This window comes from Massilia sp. BAP21, assembly GCF_057801335.1.
The window spans coordinates 2,372,372-2,388,720 of the sequence record NZ_CM173596.1 but is presented as its reverse complement, the minus strand read 5'-3'; the positions used below and the strand labels follow the sequence as shown (position 1 = coordinate 2,388,720).

Annotated in this window: 13 protein-coding genes; 8 read left to right on the top strand and 5 right to left on the bottom strand. The window is 65.8% G+C overall.

Annotated features, from left to right (window positions below):
- Positions 1 to 9: 9 nt before the first annotated feature.
- Complete coding sequence (locus ACWYRN_RS10500; protein WP_488692343.1) at positions 10 to 2,247, bottom strand: LPS-assembly protein LptD; 2,238 nt, start codon at positions 2,245 to 2,247, stop codon at positions 10 to 12.
- Positions 2,248 to 2,342: 95 nt separating this feature from the next.
- On the opposite strand from ACWYRN_RS10500, the gene ACWYRN_RS10495 reads away from it, so the two are divergent.
- The 5 genes from ACWYRN_RS10495 to ACWYRN_RS10475 all read left to right on the top strand — a co-directional run bounded on the left by ACWYRN_RS10495 (position 2,343) and on the right by ACWYRN_RS10475 (position 7,518).
- Complete coding sequence (locus ACWYRN_RS10495; RefSeq protein WP_488692342.1) at positions 2,343 to 3,413, top strand: aminoglycoside phosphotransferase family protein; 1,071 nt, start codon at positions 2,343 to 2,345, stop codon at positions 3,411 to 3,413.
- A gap of 17 nt (positions 3,414 to 3,430) precedes the next feature.
- Entirely contained in the window at positions 3,431 to 4,150 is a 720-nt protein-coding gene (gene murU, locus ACWYRN_RS10490; protein ID WP_488692341.1) for an N-acetylmuramate alpha-1-phosphate uridylyltransferase MurU, read from the top strand.
- Positions 4,147 to 5,493, top strand: a complete 1,347-nt coding sequence (locus ACWYRN_RS10485; RefSeq protein WP_488692340.1) for an aminopeptidase P N-terminal domain-containing protein — start codon at positions 4,147 to 4,149, stop codon at positions 5,491 to 5,493. Before murU ends, ACWYRN_RS10485 begins: the two co-directional genes overlap by 4 nt.
- Complete coding sequence (locus ACWYRN_RS10480) at positions 5,493 to 6,674, top strand: UbiH/UbiF/VisC/COQ6 family ubiquinone biosynthesis hydroxylase (protein WP_488692338.1); 1,182 nt, start codon at positions 5,493 to 5,495, stop codon at positions 6,672 to 6,674. The genes ACWYRN_RS10485 and ACWYRN_RS10480 overlap by 1 nt, the downstream gene beginning before the upstream one ends.
- Before the next feature lie 265 nt (positions 6,675 to 6,939).
- Complete coding sequence (locus ACWYRN_RS10475; protein ID WP_488692336.1) at positions 6,940 to 7,518, top strand: hypothetical protein; 579 nt, start codon at positions 6,940 to 6,942, stop codon at positions 7,516 to 7,518.
- A 2-nt stretch (positions 7,519 to 7,520) separates the two neighbouring features.
- Here the strand turns inward: ACWYRN_RS10475 and ACWYRN_RS10470 are convergent, their stop codons facing one another.
- Genes ACWYRN_RS10470 through ACWYRN_RS10460 form a run of 3 tightly spaced genes read right to left on the bottom strand, consistent with a single transcriptional unit; the run spans position 7,521 to position 10,474 of the window.
- On the bottom strand, positions 7,521 to 8,981 hold the full coding sequence (locus ACWYRN_RS10470; RefSeq protein WP_229435930.1) for an NAD(P)(+) transhydrogenase (Re/Si-specific) subunit beta: 1,461 nt from the start codon (positions 8,979 to 8,981) through the stop codon (positions 7,521 to 7,523).
- A complete protein-coding gene (locus tag ACWYRN_RS10465; protein ID WP_488692334.1) occupies positions 8,978 to 9,322 on the bottom strand; it encodes an NAD(P) transhydrogenase subunit alpha part 2 in 345 nt (114 codons plus the stop codon). The genes ACWYRN_RS10470 and ACWYRN_RS10465 overlap by 4 nt, the downstream gene beginning before the upstream one ends.
- A 36-nt stretch (positions 9,323 to 9,358) precedes the next feature.
- Complete coding sequence (locus tag ACWYRN_RS10460) at positions 9,359 to 10,474, bottom strand: Re/Si-specific NAD(P)(+) transhydrogenase subunit alpha (protein ID WP_488692333.1); 1,116 nt, start codon at positions 10,472 to 10,474, stop codon at positions 9,359 to 9,361.
- A 247-nt stretch (positions 10,475 to 10,721) separates the two neighbouring features.
- Between ACWYRN_RS10460 and ACWYRN_RS10455 the strand changes: the two genes are divergently transcribed.
- From ACWYRN_RS10455 to ACWYRN_RS10445, 3 genes are all read left to right on the top strand, one after another.
- Complete coding sequence (locus tag ACWYRN_RS10455) at positions 10,722 to 11,222, top strand: NUDIX hydrolase (RefSeq protein WP_488692332.1); 501 nt, start codon at positions 10,722 to 10,724, stop codon at positions 11,220 to 11,222.
- Between the two features lie 3 nt (positions 11,223 to 11,225).
- On the top strand, positions 11,226 to 12,332 hold the full coding sequence (mnmA, locus tag ACWYRN_RS10450) for a tRNA 2-thiouridine(34) synthase MnmA (RefSeq protein ID WP_488692331.1): 1,107 nt from the start codon (positions 11,226 to 11,228) through the stop codon (positions 12,330 to 12,332).
- Between the two features lie 213 nt (positions 12,333 to 12,545).
- Positions 12,546 to 14,261 (top strand): methyl-accepting chemotaxis protein, encoded by a 1,716-nt coding sequence (locus ACWYRN_RS10445; protein WP_488692330.1) that lies wholly within the window; start codon positions 12,546 to 12,548, stop codon positions 14,259 to 14,261.
- 264 nt (positions 14,262 to 14,525) lie between these two features.
- Here the strand turns inward: ACWYRN_RS10445 and ACWYRN_RS10440 are convergent, their stop codons facing one another.
- Positions 14,526 to 16,340 (bottom strand): putative bifunctional diguanylate cyclase/phosphodiesterase, encoded by a 1,815-nt coding sequence (locus ACWYRN_RS10440; RefSeq protein WP_488692329.1) that lies wholly within the window; start codon positions 16,338 to 16,340, stop codon positions 14,526 to 14,528.
- Positions 16,341 to 16,349 lie beyond the last annotated feature (9 nt).

Genomic DNA, 16,349 nt, shown 5'->3' with positions numbered 1-16,349 from the left:
TGGTCCCGGTCAGCGGCGGCCCACGTTGGTGTTCAGCCGGGTATAGCCGGGAATACTCTTGTAAAACGAGTCGAGCGGGTTGCCCATGCCGAAGCCCGACAGGCCGTTCAGCTCGAGCTGGAAGAACACCGGCGTCGAGGTCGACTGGGCTGCCGTCACGAAGCGCTGCGCACCCATCCGGAACACCCAGCAGTCGGCCTTGTATTCGAGGCCGACCAGGCCTTCGAGCACCTTGTGGTCCTGCAGCGAATAGCTGACGCGGCCGACGCCGAACCAGCGCGTCGACAGCGGCCACTGGGCCGAGATGTCGGCATTCCGGAAGCTGTCGCGCACGTAGCGGTACTCGGCGTTGAGCACCTTCAGCATGCCCGGGCTCCAGCGCAGGCCATAGTTGCGGCTGTACACGCTCGAACTCGTCGCATCGTATTGTACGCTGGCGTCGACGTTCAGGCTCTCGACGATGCGGCCCGACGCCGCCAGCAGCAGGTCGGAGCGGTCCTTGCGGTCCTGGGTCGGCCGGCCCGGCATCTGCACGCGCGGCTCGGTGAAATAGAAGCGCTGGCCGAAGGCCAGGCGCAGGCGCTCGGCGCCGCTGCCCTCGATGTAGCGCGACACCAGGGCCGCGGTCAGCTGGTTGGCGTCGGACACGCGGTCGTTGCCGACGAAGCGGTTCTCGCTGAACAGCTGGGCGTAGCTGAAGCCGGCCTCGCCGGTGTCGAAGATCGGGAAGTCGTCCTGGTCCTTGTACGGCGTGCGCACGTAGAACAGGCGCGGCTCCAGGGTCTGGGTGGCGGCGGTGCCGAGCAGCGTCGTCTCGCGCTCGAACACCATGCCGGCGTCGAGCGAGAACGTCGGCAGCACGCGCGAGAGCTTGGTATCGCGCCCGGCATTGGCGGCGCTGCTGTCCATGTCGTACTTGCTCGCATGGAGCATCAGCTTCGGCGTGATGTAGTAGCCCGGACGCACCCAGGGATAGCTCACCTGCGACAGCACCGTCGCGCGGTTGCCGCTGTCCCAGGTCGAATGCGTGAAACGGGTCGCCTCGGCATCGACCGCCCAGTCGAAGCCGTTGACGTCGAAGCGACCGGTATGGAAGTTAACCTGCGGCATGCGCGCATACGGACGCGAAATCGTCAGCGACGGATTCGTCACCGCCGCCGGTTCCTGCAGCACCTGGAAGTTCTGGGCGCGCACGGTCAGGTTCCAGAATTCGGTGTTATAGGCGGTGGACACTTCGCGCAACAGCTGGCGCTCGGCACTGACCGAGACCGAACGCGAGAAGTCGCTCAGGTACTGGTCGTCGGACGCGCCGTGCAGGTTCCAGCCGAAGGTCCACTGCGGGCTGAGCTGCTGGTTGTGTAGCGAATCGACCAGCCAGCGGTCGGTCTTGGTGATGCGGTCGTTGCGCAGGTACTCGAAGTGGGTTTCGCCGCTGTAGGGGCCGCGGCCCGTGGTGCCGAGATAGCGTCCGGTCGCGCCCAGCTGCAGGCCGCGGTCGAACATCATGCGCGGGAACACCGTCAGATCGCGGTTCGGTGCGATATTGAAGTAATACGGCACCATGATCTCGGTCTTGCCCTTCGAGCCGGCGCCGATCGAAGGCGGCAGCCAGCCCGAGCGGCGCGCGCCCGACAGCGAGAACGACAGCGCGGGCGTGCCGAGGATGGGCACGTCCTTGAAATACACGATGGTCTTGCCGGCGACGCCGACGTCGCGCCCCGAATCCAGGCGCAGCGTGCTCGACTTCAGGTACCAGTCGGGGTTCGTGCCCTGGCAGGTGCTATAGGTGCCGTCGACCACGAGGGCCTGGTCTTCGCCGAGGAAGTCGATGCGGTCGGCACGGCCCTGGGCATTGTTCAGCTGCAGCTGGTATTCCGGATTCAGGAACCAGCCGCGCCCGGTCTCCAGGTTCAGCTGCAGCGAGTCGCCCTGGTAGCGGTCGCCGAAGCGCCACAGATTCACGTTGCCGTTGGCCGTGACCTCGTCTTCGACCAGGCGGTAACAGGCCGTGTCGGCCGTCATCTTCGTCTGGCCGCGCGTGATCTCGACGTCGCGGTTCAGGTTGATCTCACGGTCGGGACGGCCGCCGATCTCCTCGGCGCGTACAGTGACGGGAAGATCGTTTTCGTCTGCACGGGGCGTGGCCGGCGCGGTTTGCGCATGCAAGGGCCCCGAGGCCATGGTAACGAGCGCGGAAAAGGCAACTGCCTGCCGCGGCGGGAATGGTAGGGCCGTAAACCAGCTCATGGAATCCTGGGCTGCACCATAAAGGGCGATTTTTTAGATTGAATCCCTTATTATATGGGAATTAGTTCACTCAACCGGTTTCCCCTGGACGCTTCATGTCTTCTTTGTATCAAAACACCCCCACTTCCTCCGAGCAGGACGCGCGCCTCGTACTGCTGACCGAATGGCTGGGCTCGCTGAACCTGGTGGAAACCGGTTCGCGCCGCCCGGCGTCGACCGATGCCAGCTTCCGCCGCTACTTCCGTCTCGATGTGGCGCCTGCGCTACGCGACAAGTTGGGCGACACCCTGATCGCCATGGATGCGCCGCCCGAGCGCGAGAACGTCCCGGCCTTCATCCACGTCCAGGGCCTGCTGCAGGAAGCCGGCGTCACCGTGCCGAACATCGTCGCGCGCGACGTCGAACGCGGTTTCCTGCTGCTGTCCGACCTCGGCACCACCACCTACCTGCAGCGCCTCGACCCGGACAATTCGGCCTTCATGTATTCGGATGCGGTCGACGCCCTGATCAAGTTCCAGCTGCACAGCCAGCCCGGCGTGCTGCCGGAATTCGACCGCGCCTTCGTGCTGCGCGAAATGAATTTGTTCCCCGAGTGGTACCTGGGGCGCCACCTGGGCGTCACCCTCTCCGAGGCGCAGCAGGCCCAGCTGGATAAAGTCTTCGAGACCATCACCTCCAACGTGCTGGCCCAGCAGCAGGTCTTCATGCACCGCGATTTCCATTCGCGTAACCTGATGTTCCTCGACGCCGGCAACCCGGGCGTGCTCGACTTCCAGGACGCCGTGTACGGCCCGGTCACCTACGACCTGGCCTCGCTGCTGCGCGACGCCTACATCCAGTGGGACGAAGAGATCGTGCTCGACTGGGTCGTGCGCTACTGGCAAAGCGCCAAGCAGGTGGGCCTGCCGGTGAACCCGGACATCGACGCCTTCTACCGCGACTTCGAGTTCATGGCCCTGCAGCGCCACCTGAAGATCCTGGGCATCTTCTGCCGCCTGAACTACCGCGACAACAAGGCCATCTACATGGGCGACCTGCCGACCGTGCTCGACTACGTGCGCAAGACCGCCAACCGCTACACCGAACTCAAGCCCCTGCTGCGCCTGCTCGACAGCGTCGACGCCTTCGGCGACGGCAAGGCGCCGCAAGTCGGCTACACCTTCTGAGCGCACCGGGAACTGTTATGAAAGCCATGATCTTCGCCGCCGGCCGCGGCGAGCGCATGCGTCCGCTGACGGACACCTGCCCGAAACCCCTGCTCAAGGTGCGCGGCCGTCCGCTCATCGTCTGGCACGTGCTGAACCTGGTGCGCGCCGGAATCACGGACATCGTCATCAACCACGCCCACCTCGGCCACATGATCGAGGACGAGCTGGGCGACGGTAGCAAGTACGGCGCGCGCATCGTGTATTCGCACGAGCCGAAGGCGCTGGAAACGGCCGGCGGTATCGCGAATGCGCGCCACCTGCTGGGCGAGGAACCCTTCCTCGCCATCTCCGGCGACATCTACGCGCCCTACTTCGATTTCTCGCAGGTGCTCGACGCCCTGCCCGAGCGCGACATGCTGGGGCAGCCGATTCCCGTCGAAAAACGCGACATCGCCTGGCTCTACCTGACGCCGAACCCCTGGCACAACCCGGAAGGCGACTTCGGGCTGAACATGTACTCGCTGACCAACGACGGCAACCCGAAGTGGAACTTCGCGAACATCGGCGTCTACCGGCCCGAGATGTTCGACGGGATCGCCCCGGGCGAAGTCATGCGCATCGGCCCGCTGATGCGCACCTTCATCGAGCAGGGACGCATCGGCGGCGAAATCTACAACGGCCCCTGGGTGAATGTCGGCACGGTCGAACAGCTCGAGGAGCTGAATGCGCCGCTGGCGAAAAAGGCCGGCGCGTGAATCCCTACGCCGCACGCCGCGCCCGCCTGGCCCTGGCCATGGAGCCGGGCGCGGTGGCGGTGCTGGCCACCGCGCCGGAAGCGCTGCGCAACGCCGACAGCGAGTATCCCTACCGCCACGACAGCTATTTCTATTACCTGAGCGGGTTCACCGAACCGGAAAGCGTGCTGGTGCTGGTGGCGGCGCGCGGCGAGCTGCCTGCGCGTTCCATCCTGTTCTGCCGCGAGAAGAACGTCGAGCGCGAGACCTGGGAAGGTTTTCGATACGGCCCGGCCGCGGCGCGCGAGGCCTTCGGCTTCGACGAGGCGTTTCCGATAGCCGAACTCGATGCCCAGATGGCAAGGCTGCTGGCCGACGTGCCGGCCGTGTACTACGCGAACGCGCGCGATGCCGCCTTTGACGCGCAAGTGGCCGGCTGGCTGAAGGCAGTGCGTGGGCAATCGCGCAGTGGCGTCGTGGCGCCGGCCCGTATCCAGCACCTGCTGCCCCTGCTCGACGAGATGCGTTTATTGAAGGACGCGAGCGAACAGGCGCTGATGGAAAAATCGGCGCAGATCGCCGGCGCCGCCCACCTGCGCGCCATGCGTGCCGCCAGGGCCGGCATGTTCGAGTACGAAATCGAAGCCGAGCTGCTCTACGAATTTCGCAGGAGCGGCGCCCAGTTCCCGGCCTATACGCCCATCGTCGCCAGTGGCGCGAATGCCTGCATCCTGCACTACAACGCCAACAATGCGCGGACGCGCGACGGCGACCTGGTGCTGATCGACGCCGGCTGCGAATTCGACAGCTACGCCTCCGACATCACGCGCACCTTCCCGGTGAATGGCGTGTTCAGCGCGCCGCAGCGGCAGCTGTACGAACTGGTGCTGCGCGCCCAGGATGCGGCGCTGGCCGCGATCCACCCGGGCCGGCCCTATAGCGATTTCCACGAGGCCGCCGTGCAGGTGCTGGTCGAGGGCATGCTCGATTTCGGACTGCTCGACCGGGCCAAATACGGCAGCGTCGAGAACGTGCTGGCCGAACGCGCGCATGCGCAGTTCTACATGCACGGCACCGGTCACTGGCTGGGCCTGGACGTGCACGACGCCGGCGCCTACCGCGACCTGGCCGCCGAAGGCAAGCCTTCGCGCGCGCTGATGCCGGGCATGGCGCTGACGGTGGAGCCGGGCATCTACGTGCGCCCGGCGCCCGGCGTGCCCGAGCAGTTCTGGAACATCGGCATCCGCATCGAGGACAACGTGATCGTGGGCGAAGCCGGTCCACAGGTAATATCGGGGGCGGCGCCGAAGACGGTGGCCGACATTGAAGCTGCGATGCGCGAAGCCCTGATGGGAGGACAATGATGGAACAGCACCAGGATCATTATGACGTGGCGATCTGCGGCGCCGGCCCGGTGGGCCTGGCCCTGGCCGCCCTGCTGGCGCGGCGCGGCATCGCCGGCAAGCGCATCGTCCTGATCGACGCGCGCGCGCTCGGCCAGTCGATTTCCGACCCGCGCTCGATAGCGCTGGCCTGGGGCAGCCGCATGCTGCTGGAAGAAGTCGGCGCCTGGCCCTTCCCTTCTACCCCCATCCACAGCATCCACGTCTCGCGCCGCGGCCACCTGGGCCGCAGCCTGATGGACCGCGCCGAGCACAGGCTCGATGCGCTGGGTTACGTGACCCGCTACGGCGAGGTGGTCGATGCGCTGGCGCGCGCGGTGGATGCCGCCGGCGTCGAGGTGATCCGCCCGGCGCGCGTGGCCTCGCTGGCCGAAGACGGCGGCCAGGTCACCCTGGCGCTGGACGATGGCCGCACCCTCACGGCCCAGGTGGCGGTGGGCGCCGAGGGCGGCGTGTTCGGCCAGCAGGAAGACAAGAAGCAGACGCGCGACTATGGCCAGCATGCCGTGATCGCGCGCGTGGCTGCCAGCAGCCCGATCCCGCACCGCGCCTTCGAGCGCTTCACCGACGAAGGGCCGCTGGCCCTGCTGCCGCAGGAAGGCGCGGATGGCTTGCAGTACGCGCTGGTCTGGTGCGTGCAGCCGGAGCGTGCTGCTTCCTTGCAGGCGATGGAAGAGAGCCGCTTCCTGGCCGAACTGGGCGAAGCCTTCGGCGGGCGCCTGGGGCGCTTCACGAAAGTGTCGGCGCGCCTTGCGTATCCGCTCGGCCTGAATGCGGAGGCCCACGCCACCACGCGCACGGTCGCCATCGGCAATGCGGCGCAGACCCTGCACCCGGTGGCCGGCCAGGGCCTGAACCTGGGCCTGCGCGACGCCGCCGTGCTGGCGCGCCTGCTGGCACGCTGCCCGGGGCCGGAAGCCATCGGCCGCTTCCTCGACGAACGCGCGCAGGACCGCAAGCTCACCATCGCCCTCACCGACACCATGGCGCGCGCCTTTGTCGGCAGCGGTCCGCTGCAATCGGTGCTCGGGCTGGGGCTGGCGACGCTCGATGCGGTGAAGCCGGCGCGCACGCTGCTGGCCGACGTCATGATGTATGGGCGGCGCGGCGGGTCGTCGTTTTTGCCGCATCGGCAGAACTGAGGCTGCCGGGTTTCGTAGGGTGGGCACTTGTGCCCACGCGGTCTCATCGCATGCGCCTATGTGCCATTTGCAATTAATGGAATGCCAGCATGGTGGCATTTACAAAAGCCGCATTTACATAAAAGGTGAGACAGCGTGGGCACAGGTGCCTTGCGCGGCCCGGCCCACCCTACAAAAACTCCGCCAATCGGTGTGCGTCAATTTTTCTTGACACTCATTTATGTGTCAACTAATCTTGACGCACCATTCATCCACGGAGGACACGATGCCCACCGCAACGCCCACCCAGCCCGCCCCCCTCTCTCCCGAACGGCGCGCCAGCCTGCAGCAGTCCATCGAAGCCGCCGTCGTCGCCCACGCCGGCCTGGTTGACACGCCTGACGCCGAAGCCGACAACGCCCTGCGCCTCTTGGCAGCCAGCAGCGCCGGCCTGCAGATCTGCGAGGGCCTGCGCAGGGAAGCGGCCGGCAAGGCGCGCCAGGCTGGCCGCTCCTGGGCCGAACTCGGCGCCCTGATGGGCATGACCCGCCAGGCGGCGCAGCAGCGCTTCACACCGACGGACAGCAAGGAATGGTTCGTCAAGGAGTGGCTCGCCAATTGGGAGGGCAGCGAGATCAAGGTGCGCAACTCGTGGAACGATGGCCTGAAGCTCTTCGTCGACGGCGAGCAGGTCGCCGAAACCCGCCAGCTGTTCGCCCTCGACAAGACCCGCCCCGTGGCGGCGGCGACCATCGCACGCCCGGATGGCAAATCGTATTTCGTCGAGGTCTACGCCTACGCACTGCTCTCGGTCAGCGTCAAGATCGTGGTCGACGGCAAGCAGATCGCCGGCGAAGTCTTCTAGCCCTACTCCACCGCCTTCACCATCGACTCGATCACCTTCTTGGCATCGCCGAACACCATCATGGTGTTCGGCATGTAGAACAGATCGTTGTCCAGGCCCGCATAGCCCGAAGCCATCGAGCGCTTGTTGACGATGATGCTCTTGGCGCGGTACGCCTCCAGGATCGGCATGCCGGCGATCGGCGATTTCGGGTCCTTCGCCGCCGGGTTCACCACGTCGTTCGCGCCCAGCACCAGCACCACGTCGGTCTGGCCGAATTCGCCGTTGATGTCTTCCATCTCGGCCACCTGGTCGTAGGGCACCTCGGCCTCGGCCAGCAGCACGTTCATGTGGCCAGGCATGCGTCCGGCCACCGGGTGGATCGCATAGCGTACCGTCACGCCGTGCTCGGTGAGTTTGTCCACCAGTTCCTTCACCGAGTGCTGGGCGCGCGCCACCGCCAGGCCGTAGCCGGGCACGATGATCACCGATTCGGCGTTCTGCAGGATGAAGGCGGCATCCTCGGCCGAGCCGGACTTCACCGGGCGCTGTTCCTGTGCGCCGCCGGTTGCGGCTGCCGCTTCGCCGCCGAAGCCGCCCAGGATCACGTTGAAGAAGGAGCGGTTCATGGCCTTGCACATGATGTAAGACAGGATCGCGCCGCTCGAGCCCACCAGCGAGCCGGCGATGATCAGCATCGAGTTATTCAGCGAAAAGCCGATGCCGGCCGCCGCCCAGCCCGAGTAGGAGTTCAGCATCGACACCACCACCGGCATGTCGGCGCCGCCGATGGGGATGATGATCAGCACGCCGAGGATGAAGGCCAGCGCGGCCATGATGGCGAACGGCGTCCAGGCTGGCTCCACCGCGTCGGAAAAACAGAACACCAGGCCCAGCGCGATGATCGCAATGGCAATCACCAGGTTCAGGATGTGCTGGCCGCCAAAGCGCACCGGCGCGCCCTGGAACAGGCGGAATTTGTACTTGCCCGATAGCTTGCCGAAGGCAATCACCGAACCCGAGAAGGTAACGGCGCCGACAAAGGTGCCGATGAAGAGTTCGAGCCGGTTCCCGAAAGGCAGTGCGCCGCCGCGTTCGGCGATGTTGAAGGCCCACGGTTCCGAGACAGCTGCCACCGCGATGCACACGGCGGCAAGGCCGATCAGCGAGTGCATCGCCGCCACCAATTCCGGCATCTTGGTCATCTCGACTTTTTTCGCGGCGTAAGCGCCAATCGCGCCGCCGACCACCACGCCCAGCAGCACCAGCGGGAAGCCCATGCCGGCATGGCCACTTGCGAACTGTTCCTGCAGCTTGAAGATCAGGGCAATCGTGGTAGCCACCGCGATCGCCATGCCGGCCATGCCAAAGGTATTGCCCATGCGTGCGGACGACGGCGACGACAAGCCCTTCAGCGCCTGGATGAAGCAGACCGAAGCCACGAGATACAGCAGCGTGACCATGTTCATGCTGATCATGTTCATGCGGCCCCCTTGGTGGCTGCGGCATCGACTGCGGCTTTCGGCGCAGCGGCTTTCGGCTCCTTTTTCTTGAACATCTCCAGCATGCGCTGGGTGACGAGGAAGCCGCCGAACACGTTCACCGCGGCCAGGGCCACGGCCAGCGTGCCCATGACCTGCCCGAGCGCGCCTTCGGTGAGGCCGGCGGCGAGCATGGCGCCGACGATGATGATGGCGGAAATGGCGTTCGTCACCGCCATCAGCGGCGTGTGCAGCGCCGGCGTGACGGTCCAGACGACGTGGTAGCCGACGTAGATCGCCAGCACGAAGATGATCAGGTTGATGATGGTGTGGCTGATGTCCATTCCCGTCTCCTTTTCTTGGCCTGCATGTGCGCAGTCTTATTTACGTGATAATGCTTCGCCCTGGTGGCACAGCAGCGTCGCGCGCACGATCTCGTCTTCCAGGTCGATGTGGAATTTGTCGTCCTTGTCGAACACCAGCTTCAGGAAGTCGAGCACGTTGCGCGCGTACAGGGCCGAGGCGTCGGCCGCCACCAGCGCCGCCAGGTTCGGCTCGCCGATGATGTGGACGCCATGCTTGACCACGGTCTTGCCGAGTTCCGTCAGCGGGCAGTTGCCGCCCTGCTCGATGGCCATGTCGACGATCACCGAGCCCGGCTTCATGGCCCGCACGGTTTCCTCGCGGATGAGCACCGGCGCCGGCCGGCCCGGGATCAGGGCGGTGGTGATGATGATGTCGGCCAGCTTGGCGCGTTCGTGCACAAGTTCGGCCTGGCGCCGCATCCAGTCGGCGGGCATCGGCCGCGCGTAGCCGCCCACGCCCTGCGCGATTTCGCGCTCTTCATCGGTGACGAAAGGCACGTCGATGAATTTGGCGCCGAGCGATTCCACCTGTTCCTTGACCGGCGGGCGCACGTCCGAGGCTTCGATCACGGCGCCGAGGCGCTTGGCGGTGGCGATCGCCTGCAGGCCGGCCACGCCCACGCCCATGATCAGCACGCGCGCCGCCTTCACGGTGCCGGCGGCCGTCATCAGCATCGGCATGAAGCGTTGATAAGTGTTTGCGGCCAGCATGACGGCCTTGTAGCCGGCGATGTTGGCTTGCGAGGACAGCACATCCATCGACTGCGCGCGCGTGATGCGCGGCGCGGCTTCCAGCGCAAATGCGCTCAGGCGTGCGCCCGCCATGGCGGCGATGTTGTCAGAGTCGAAAGGATTCAGCATGCCGACCACGACGGTGCCCGGCTGCATGCGCGCGCGCTCGGCTTCGTTCGGCGCGCGCACTTTCAACACGATCTCGGCGCCGAAGGCCTCGTCCGCGCCGACAATGCTTGCCCCGGCGGCGGCATAGGCTTCGTCGGTGACGGCGGCGTGCAGCCCGGCGCCGGCCTGGACAAGGACCTGGTGCTTGCCCGCGAGTTTCTTGACCGTTTCCGGAGTCGCCGCCACGCGCGTTTCGCCTGGCCGCGTCTCCGCCGGGATGCCGATTCTCATGCACGCCTCCGTTCAGATGGATGTTGTGTTCACAATCTAACACGTAAACATGCACAAGAATCTACTTAGAATGACAAGTCTATTTCGCTCGGCCTTTCGATGGTAAATACGATACAGCTGAGGCGAGATGCACACGTTTTTTGTATCAAATTGCGCTTCTTCGGGCTTTTTTGCTGCATTGCACACGTACTGTCGAGCAACGCTTTGCGGGTCGCTGTAGAATATCGGCTCATTTCCAAGGACGCGCATGACCCATACCTTCAGACCGTCAGTTACCGTTGCTGCCATCATCGAACGCGATGGCCGTTTCCTCCTGATCGAGGAAGAGACGAGCGAAGGAATCAAGCTGAACCAGCCGGCCGGTCACCTCGACCCGCACGAATCGCTGGAACAGGCGGTCGTGCGCGAATCGCTGGAAGAAACCGCGCACGAGTTCATTCCCGAGGCGCTGGTCGGCATGTACATGTCGCGCTACCACTCGAAGTCGCGCAACGCCGATGTCACCTACCTGCGCTTCACCTTCTGCGGCAAGGCGGGCAGGCAGTATGACCAGCCGCTCGACGAAGGCATCCTGCGCACCCTGTGGATGACGCGCGACGAAATCGCCGCCAGCGCCGAGCGCCACCGCAGCCCCATCGTGCTGCAATGCGTGGACGATTACCTCGCCGGCAAGCGCACCGAACTGGCGCTGCTGCACACCCACCCGTCGGTGTTCGAGGGTGGGCTCACCACCACAAATCAGGTTTAAAAAATGAGCAAGAAAAAAGTCGTGATCGGGATGTCGGGCGGAGTCGACTCCTCGGTCGCGGCGTGGATGTTGAAGGAACAGGGCTACGAAGTCGTTGGCCTGTTCATGAAGAACTGGGAAGACGACGACGATTCCGAATACTGTTCGTCGCGCCAGGACTGGATCGACGCGGCCAGCGTGGCCGACGTGGTCGGCGTCGATATCGAGGCCGTGAACTTCGCCGCCGAATACAAGGACCGCGTGTTCGCCGAATTCCTGCGCGAATACCAGGCCGGCCGCACGCCGAATCCGGACGTACTGTGCAACGCCGAGATCAAGTTCAAGGCCTTCCTCGACCACGCGATGAAGCTGGGCGCCGATCTGATCGCGACCGGCCACTATGCGCGCGTGCGCGAAAACGCCGCCGGCAAATTCGAGCTGCTCAAGGCCTTCGATCACACCAAGGACCAGAGCTACTTCCTGCACCGCCTGAACCAGGCGCAGCTGTCGAAGTCGCTGTTCCCGCTGGGCGAAATCCCGAAGACCGAAGTGCGCAAGATCGCCGAAAAGCTGCAATTGCCGAACGCGGCGAAAAAGGATTCGACTGGCATCTGCTTCATCGGCGAGCGCCCTTTCCGCGATTTTTTGAACCGTTACCTGTCGCACAAGCCGGGGCCGATCAAGCTCGACAACGGCCAGACCGTGGGCGAACACATCGGCCTGTCGTTCTACACGCTCGGCCAGCGCAAGGGCATCGGCATCGGCGGCCTGAAGTCGCACAAGAATGCCGACGGCACCAGCGAGCCGTGGTTCGTGGCGCGCAAGGACATCGCCAACAACACCCTGTACATCGTGCAGGGCCATGACCATCCGTGGCTGCTATCGAGCCGCCTCGACGCCGGCCAGGCCAGCTGGGTCGCGGGCGAAGCGCCGGAACCGCGCCTGCTGTCGGCCAAGACGCGCTACCGCCAGCAGGATGTGGCCTGCCGCGTGCTGGCCGAGGGCATGGACCGCTTCGCACTCGATTTCACGGACCCGCAATGGGCCGTGACCCCGGGGCAGTCGGCGGTGCTGTACGACGGCGACATCTGCCTGGGCGGCGGCATCATCGACGGGGCGCTCGGCACCTGAGCGAACGCCGGCCTTGCGCCGGCGTTTCTTCTTCCGGGCCTGCCTGCGGCAGGCCCGCAACACATCGCACAAAATTTTCCCGCAGTTGGTAGTTCGCCATTGAGTTGGGCCGCACGGCACCGTTACCCTACATTGCTAGACGGAAAATCAGCAATAACGATAACCATGCCGGCACATGTCAGTCCTGCCGCCCCAACCTCAGAGACGAAATCCATGAACATCGCCAACCTGCGCGTACGGACCCGGCTTTTCGCCGGCTTCGGCCTCCTGTGCGCCTTTCTCATCGCCGTCATCGTGCTCGGCACGGCCATGCTCGGCCGTATCAAGACCGGTACCGACGTCATCGTCAACAACTACATGCCGAAGATCGAGGCCTCGAACGCCGTGCTCACCGAGGTCAACAACATCTCGATCGCGCTGCGCAACATGATGCTGAACGCCGACCCGGCCGACCGCAAGGCCCAGGCCGCGGACGTCGACAAGGCGCGCGCCAGCATCGCCGCCACTTTCGACAAGCTGGCCCCGGCCATCGTCAGCGAAGAAGGCAAGGCCCTGCTGCGCCAGAGCCTGGAATACAACGGCAAGTTCGTCGCCGCCCAGGACGTGCTGCTGCGCCATATCGGCGCCGGCGAGACCGAGCAGGCGTCCAGCTACCTGGTGGACGAGTACCGTCCGCTGCTGGCCGAATACCGCAAGGTCATCAACGGCCAGATCGACATGCAGAAGAAGCTGGCCGCCCAAGCTGCGCTTGAAGCCGACGCCACCTACGACAACACCCTGCGCCTGATGCTGGCCCTGAGCGCGGTGATCCTGGCGCTGGCTGCCATCATCGCCTGGCGCATCACGGCCTCGATCACCACGCCGGTGGCGCGCGCCCTGGCGATTGCCGAGACCGTGGCCGCGGGCGACCTGACCAGCCGCATCGAGGTCACCACGAAGGATGAACTCGGCCTGCTGCTGGCGGCCCTGAAGAAGATGAACGACAGCCTGCTGGGCACCGTGACGATCGTGCGCAGCAGCACCGAGCTGATCGCCTCGGCTTCCTCGCAGGTGGCGGCCGGCAGCATGGACCTGTCCTCGCGCACCGAGGAACAGGCCAGCGCGCTGGAAGAAACCGCGTCGTCGATGGAAGAGCTGACCTCGACCGTGCGCCAGAACGCCGACAACGCGCGCCAGGCCAACCTGCTGGCCGGCGCGGCCTCGAACGTGGCCGAACGCGGCGGCGCCGTGGTCAAGCAAGTGGTCGGCACCATGGACGCCATCCACGCCAGTTCGCAGCGCATGGCCGACATCATCGGCGTGATCGACGGCATCGCCTTCCAGACGAATATCCTGGCCCTGAACGCGGCGGTCGAAGCGGCGCGCGCCGGCGAGCAGGGGCGCGGCTTCGCGGTCGTGGCCACCGAGGTGCGCAACCTGGCCCAGCGTTCGGCGGCGGCGGCCAAGGACATCAAGGGACTGATCGAGGATTCGGCCGGCAGGGTCGGCGACGGCAGCCGCCTGGTCAACGAAGCCGGCAGCACGATGCACGAGATCGTCGAGAGCATCCGCCGCGTGGCCGACCTCATGGGCGAGATCAGCGCCGCCAGCGGCGAGCAGAGCGCGGGCATCGAGCAGATCAACGGCGCCGTGGTGCAGATGGACCAGGTGACCCAGCAGAACGCGGCCCTGGTCGAGGAAACCTCGGCCGCGGCCGACGCGATGCGCATGCAGGCGGCCAAGCTGGCCGAAGCGGTGGCGGTGTTCCGGACCGGCGAGGCGGTGGCGGCCGCGACGGTGGTGGCGCCTGTGGCCGCTGCGCCGCGTGCGGTGAAGGTGGCACTGCCGCCAGCGGCGCCGCGTGGGAAGGTCGCGGTAGCCAAGCCGGCGGTGCCAGTGCGCAAGGCGCAGTTGGCCAGCACGGCTGGGGATGAGTGGGAAGAGTTTTGACGTAAGGCTCGCATGAACAAAAACGGCGCACCAGGATCATCCGGTGCGCCGTTTTTGTTTTGTCGTTTTGTTTTTGTCGTGTTCGTTCTTGTAGGGTGGGCACTTGTGCCCACGCGGTAGAGCCGGCGATCATTCGCGCCATTAACTGAAGCCGTACACCAAGCAATCCCGACGAAATCGACGCCGCGTACCAGCATGCGATGAGACCGCGTGGGCACAAGTGCCCACCCTACATACCGATCCAGCCGTTTTTTCAAACGTCCGTCAAGCGCAGGCCAGCTTCGGCGCCACCGCCTGGCGCTCGCGCGGCAGCGTCCACTTGGCGCAGATCCAGCGCTCGAAGTCTTCCGGCGCCATCGGGCGCGCGTACAGGTAACCCTGCGCCTGGTCACAGCCTTCCGCCTGCAGCAGGGCGGCCACCGCCGCGGTTTCGACGCCCTCGGCCACCACGCTGCGGCCAAGGTCGTGCGAGAGCTTGATGACCGTACTCACCAGCGCCCGCTTGTGCTTGTCGGTATCGAGGTCGCGCACGAAGCTCTGGTCGATCTTGACCACGCTGGCCGGCACGCTCTGCAGATAGGCCAGGCTGCTGTAGCCGGTGCCGAAGTCGTCGATCGCCAGGTGCACGCCGGCCGCGGCCAGGTCCGCCAGGGTCTTCATGGCCTGCGCGCGGTTCTTCATCAGCGCGCTTTCCGTGATTTCCAGCGCCAGCGCCTCGGGCGGCAAACCGTGACGGCGCAGCTGCTCGGCCACGTGGGTGCAGAAGTCCGCTTCGGTCAGGTTCACCGCCGAGACGTTTACCGCCATCTGCAGCTTCAGGCCGGCGTTGCGCCATGCGGCCAGCTGCCGCAGCGCCTGGGCCAGCACCCAGCGCGTGGTGGCGCGCGCCAGCGAGGTCTGTTCGATCAAGGGGAAGAACTCGCCCGGCGACACCTCGCCCAGCACCGGATGGCTCCAGCGCAGCAGGGCTTCGGCGCCGAGGCAGCGCCCGGTCGGCAGTTCGACCTTCGGCTGGAACACCAGGCGCAGCTGGTCGGCGCTCTCGAGCGCCGCGCCGAATTCGTTGACCAGGTAAAAGCGGCGCAGGAACACCGCGTTCTGCTCGGCCGAGAACACGCGCACGCGGCGCGAACCGTCGAGGGCGTCGTGGGCGGCGCTGTGCATGTCGCGCAGGACCTCGAGCGTGTCGCTTTTCCCGACCTGGAACGGCGCCACGCCAATGGTGGTCGTGGTCATGAAGCGCGAGGTCATGGCGTTCGCGCGCAGTTCGATCCAGCTGGCCAGCCAGTCGCAGAAGCGCTGGACGTCGGCGCCGGGCTCGGCCAGGAACACGAACTGGGTCGGGGCCACGTGGTAGACCTTGCGGCCCGGGCCGAGCGCGGCGCGCAGCATGCGCACGGCCTCCTCCACGATCTCGTCGAGGTAGCCGGCGCCCATCGCGCGCATGGCGTCGCTGAGCTGCTCGGGCGTGGTCAGGTTGACCATTGCCGCCAGCCGGGTCTCGCCAAGCGGGCGCTCGTTGGCCAGGTCGCTCATGTCTTCGATGAACTGGCTGCGATTCGGCAGGCCGCTGGCCGGGTCGATGCGGCCGATGGCGTGCTGCAGTTCGATCTGCGCCATCACCATCGACGCCAGGTCGGCCAGGCCTTCGCGCTCGGCGCCGGTAATCTCGCGCGGCTCGGTGCCGAGCACGCACATCGCGCCCAGGCAGTAGCCGTCGCGCGTGATCAACGGCGCGCCCGCATAGAAACGCACGCCCGAACGCGCCAGGTGGCTGTCGTGGAAGCATTCGTCGGTCTGCATGTCGCTCACCACCAGCATGTTGCCGTTGTCGGCCACCTTGGCGCAGGGAGCGTTCTCGCGCGGGATCGAGGTATGGTCGACGCCCACGCGCGACTTGAACCACTGGCGGTCCGCATCCGTCAGCGATACCGCCGCCACCGGCAGCTGGAACAGCTGCGCCGCCATGCGCGTGATGCGGTCGAAGGCCTCGCTGGGCGGCGTGTCGAGCAGTTCCAGCTTGCGCAGGGCGTCGAGACGCTCTGCTTCCTGTTGTGCTGACATTGAGTGGTGGGACATGGCTTCCTT

Bases quoted from the DNA above. Each gene is read 5' to 3' on its own strand.
- murU (WP_488692341.1), top strand. From the start codon at position 3,431: ATGAAAGCCATGATCTTCGCCGCCGGCCGCGGCGAGCGCATGCGTCCG.
- ACWYRN_RS10460 (WP_488692333.1), bottom strand. From the start codon at position 10,474: ATGAGAATCGGCATCCCGGCGGAGACGCGGCCAGGCGAAACGCGCGTG.
- ACWYRN_RS10455 (WP_488692332.1), top strand. From the start codon at position 10,722: ATGACCCATACCTTCAGACCGTCAGTTACCGTTGCTGCCATCATCGAA.
- ACWYRN_RS10440 (WP_488692329.1), bottom strand. From the start codon at position 16,340: ATGTCCCACCACTCAATGTCAGCACAACAGGAAGCAGAGCGTCTCGAC.
- ACWYRN_RS10445 (WP_488692330.1), top strand. From the start codon at position 12,546: ATGAACATCGCCAACCTGCGCGTACGGACCCGGCTTTTCGCCGGCTTC.
- ACWYRN_RS10500 (WP_488692343.1), bottom strand. From the start codon at position 2,247: ATGAGCTGGTTTACGGCCCTACCATTCCCGCCGCGGCAGGCAGTTGCC.
- ACWYRN_RS10470 (WP_229435930.1), bottom strand. From the start codon at position 8,981: ATGAACATGATCAGCATGAACATGGTCACGCTGCTGTATCTCGTGGCT.
- ACWYRN_RS10480 (WP_488692338.1), top strand. From the start codon at position 5,493: ATGGAACAGCACCAGGATCATTATGACGTGGCGATCTGCGGCGCCGGC.
- ACWYRN_RS10495 (WP_488692342.1), top strand. From the start codon at position 2,343: ATGTCTTCTTTGTATCAAAACACCCCCACTTCCTCCGAGCAGGACGCG.
- ACWYRN_RS10475 (WP_488692336.1), top strand. From the start codon at position 6,940: ATGCCCACCGCAACGCCCACCCAGCCCGCCCCCCTCTCTCCCGAACGG.
- ACWYRN_RS10465 (WP_488692334.1), bottom strand. From the start codon at position 9,322: ATGGACATCAGCCACACCATCATCAACCTGATCATCTTCGTGCTGGCG.
- mnmA (WP_488692331.1), top strand. From the start codon at position 11,226: ATGAGCAAGAAAAAAGTCGTGATCGGGATGTCGGGCGGAGTCGACTCC.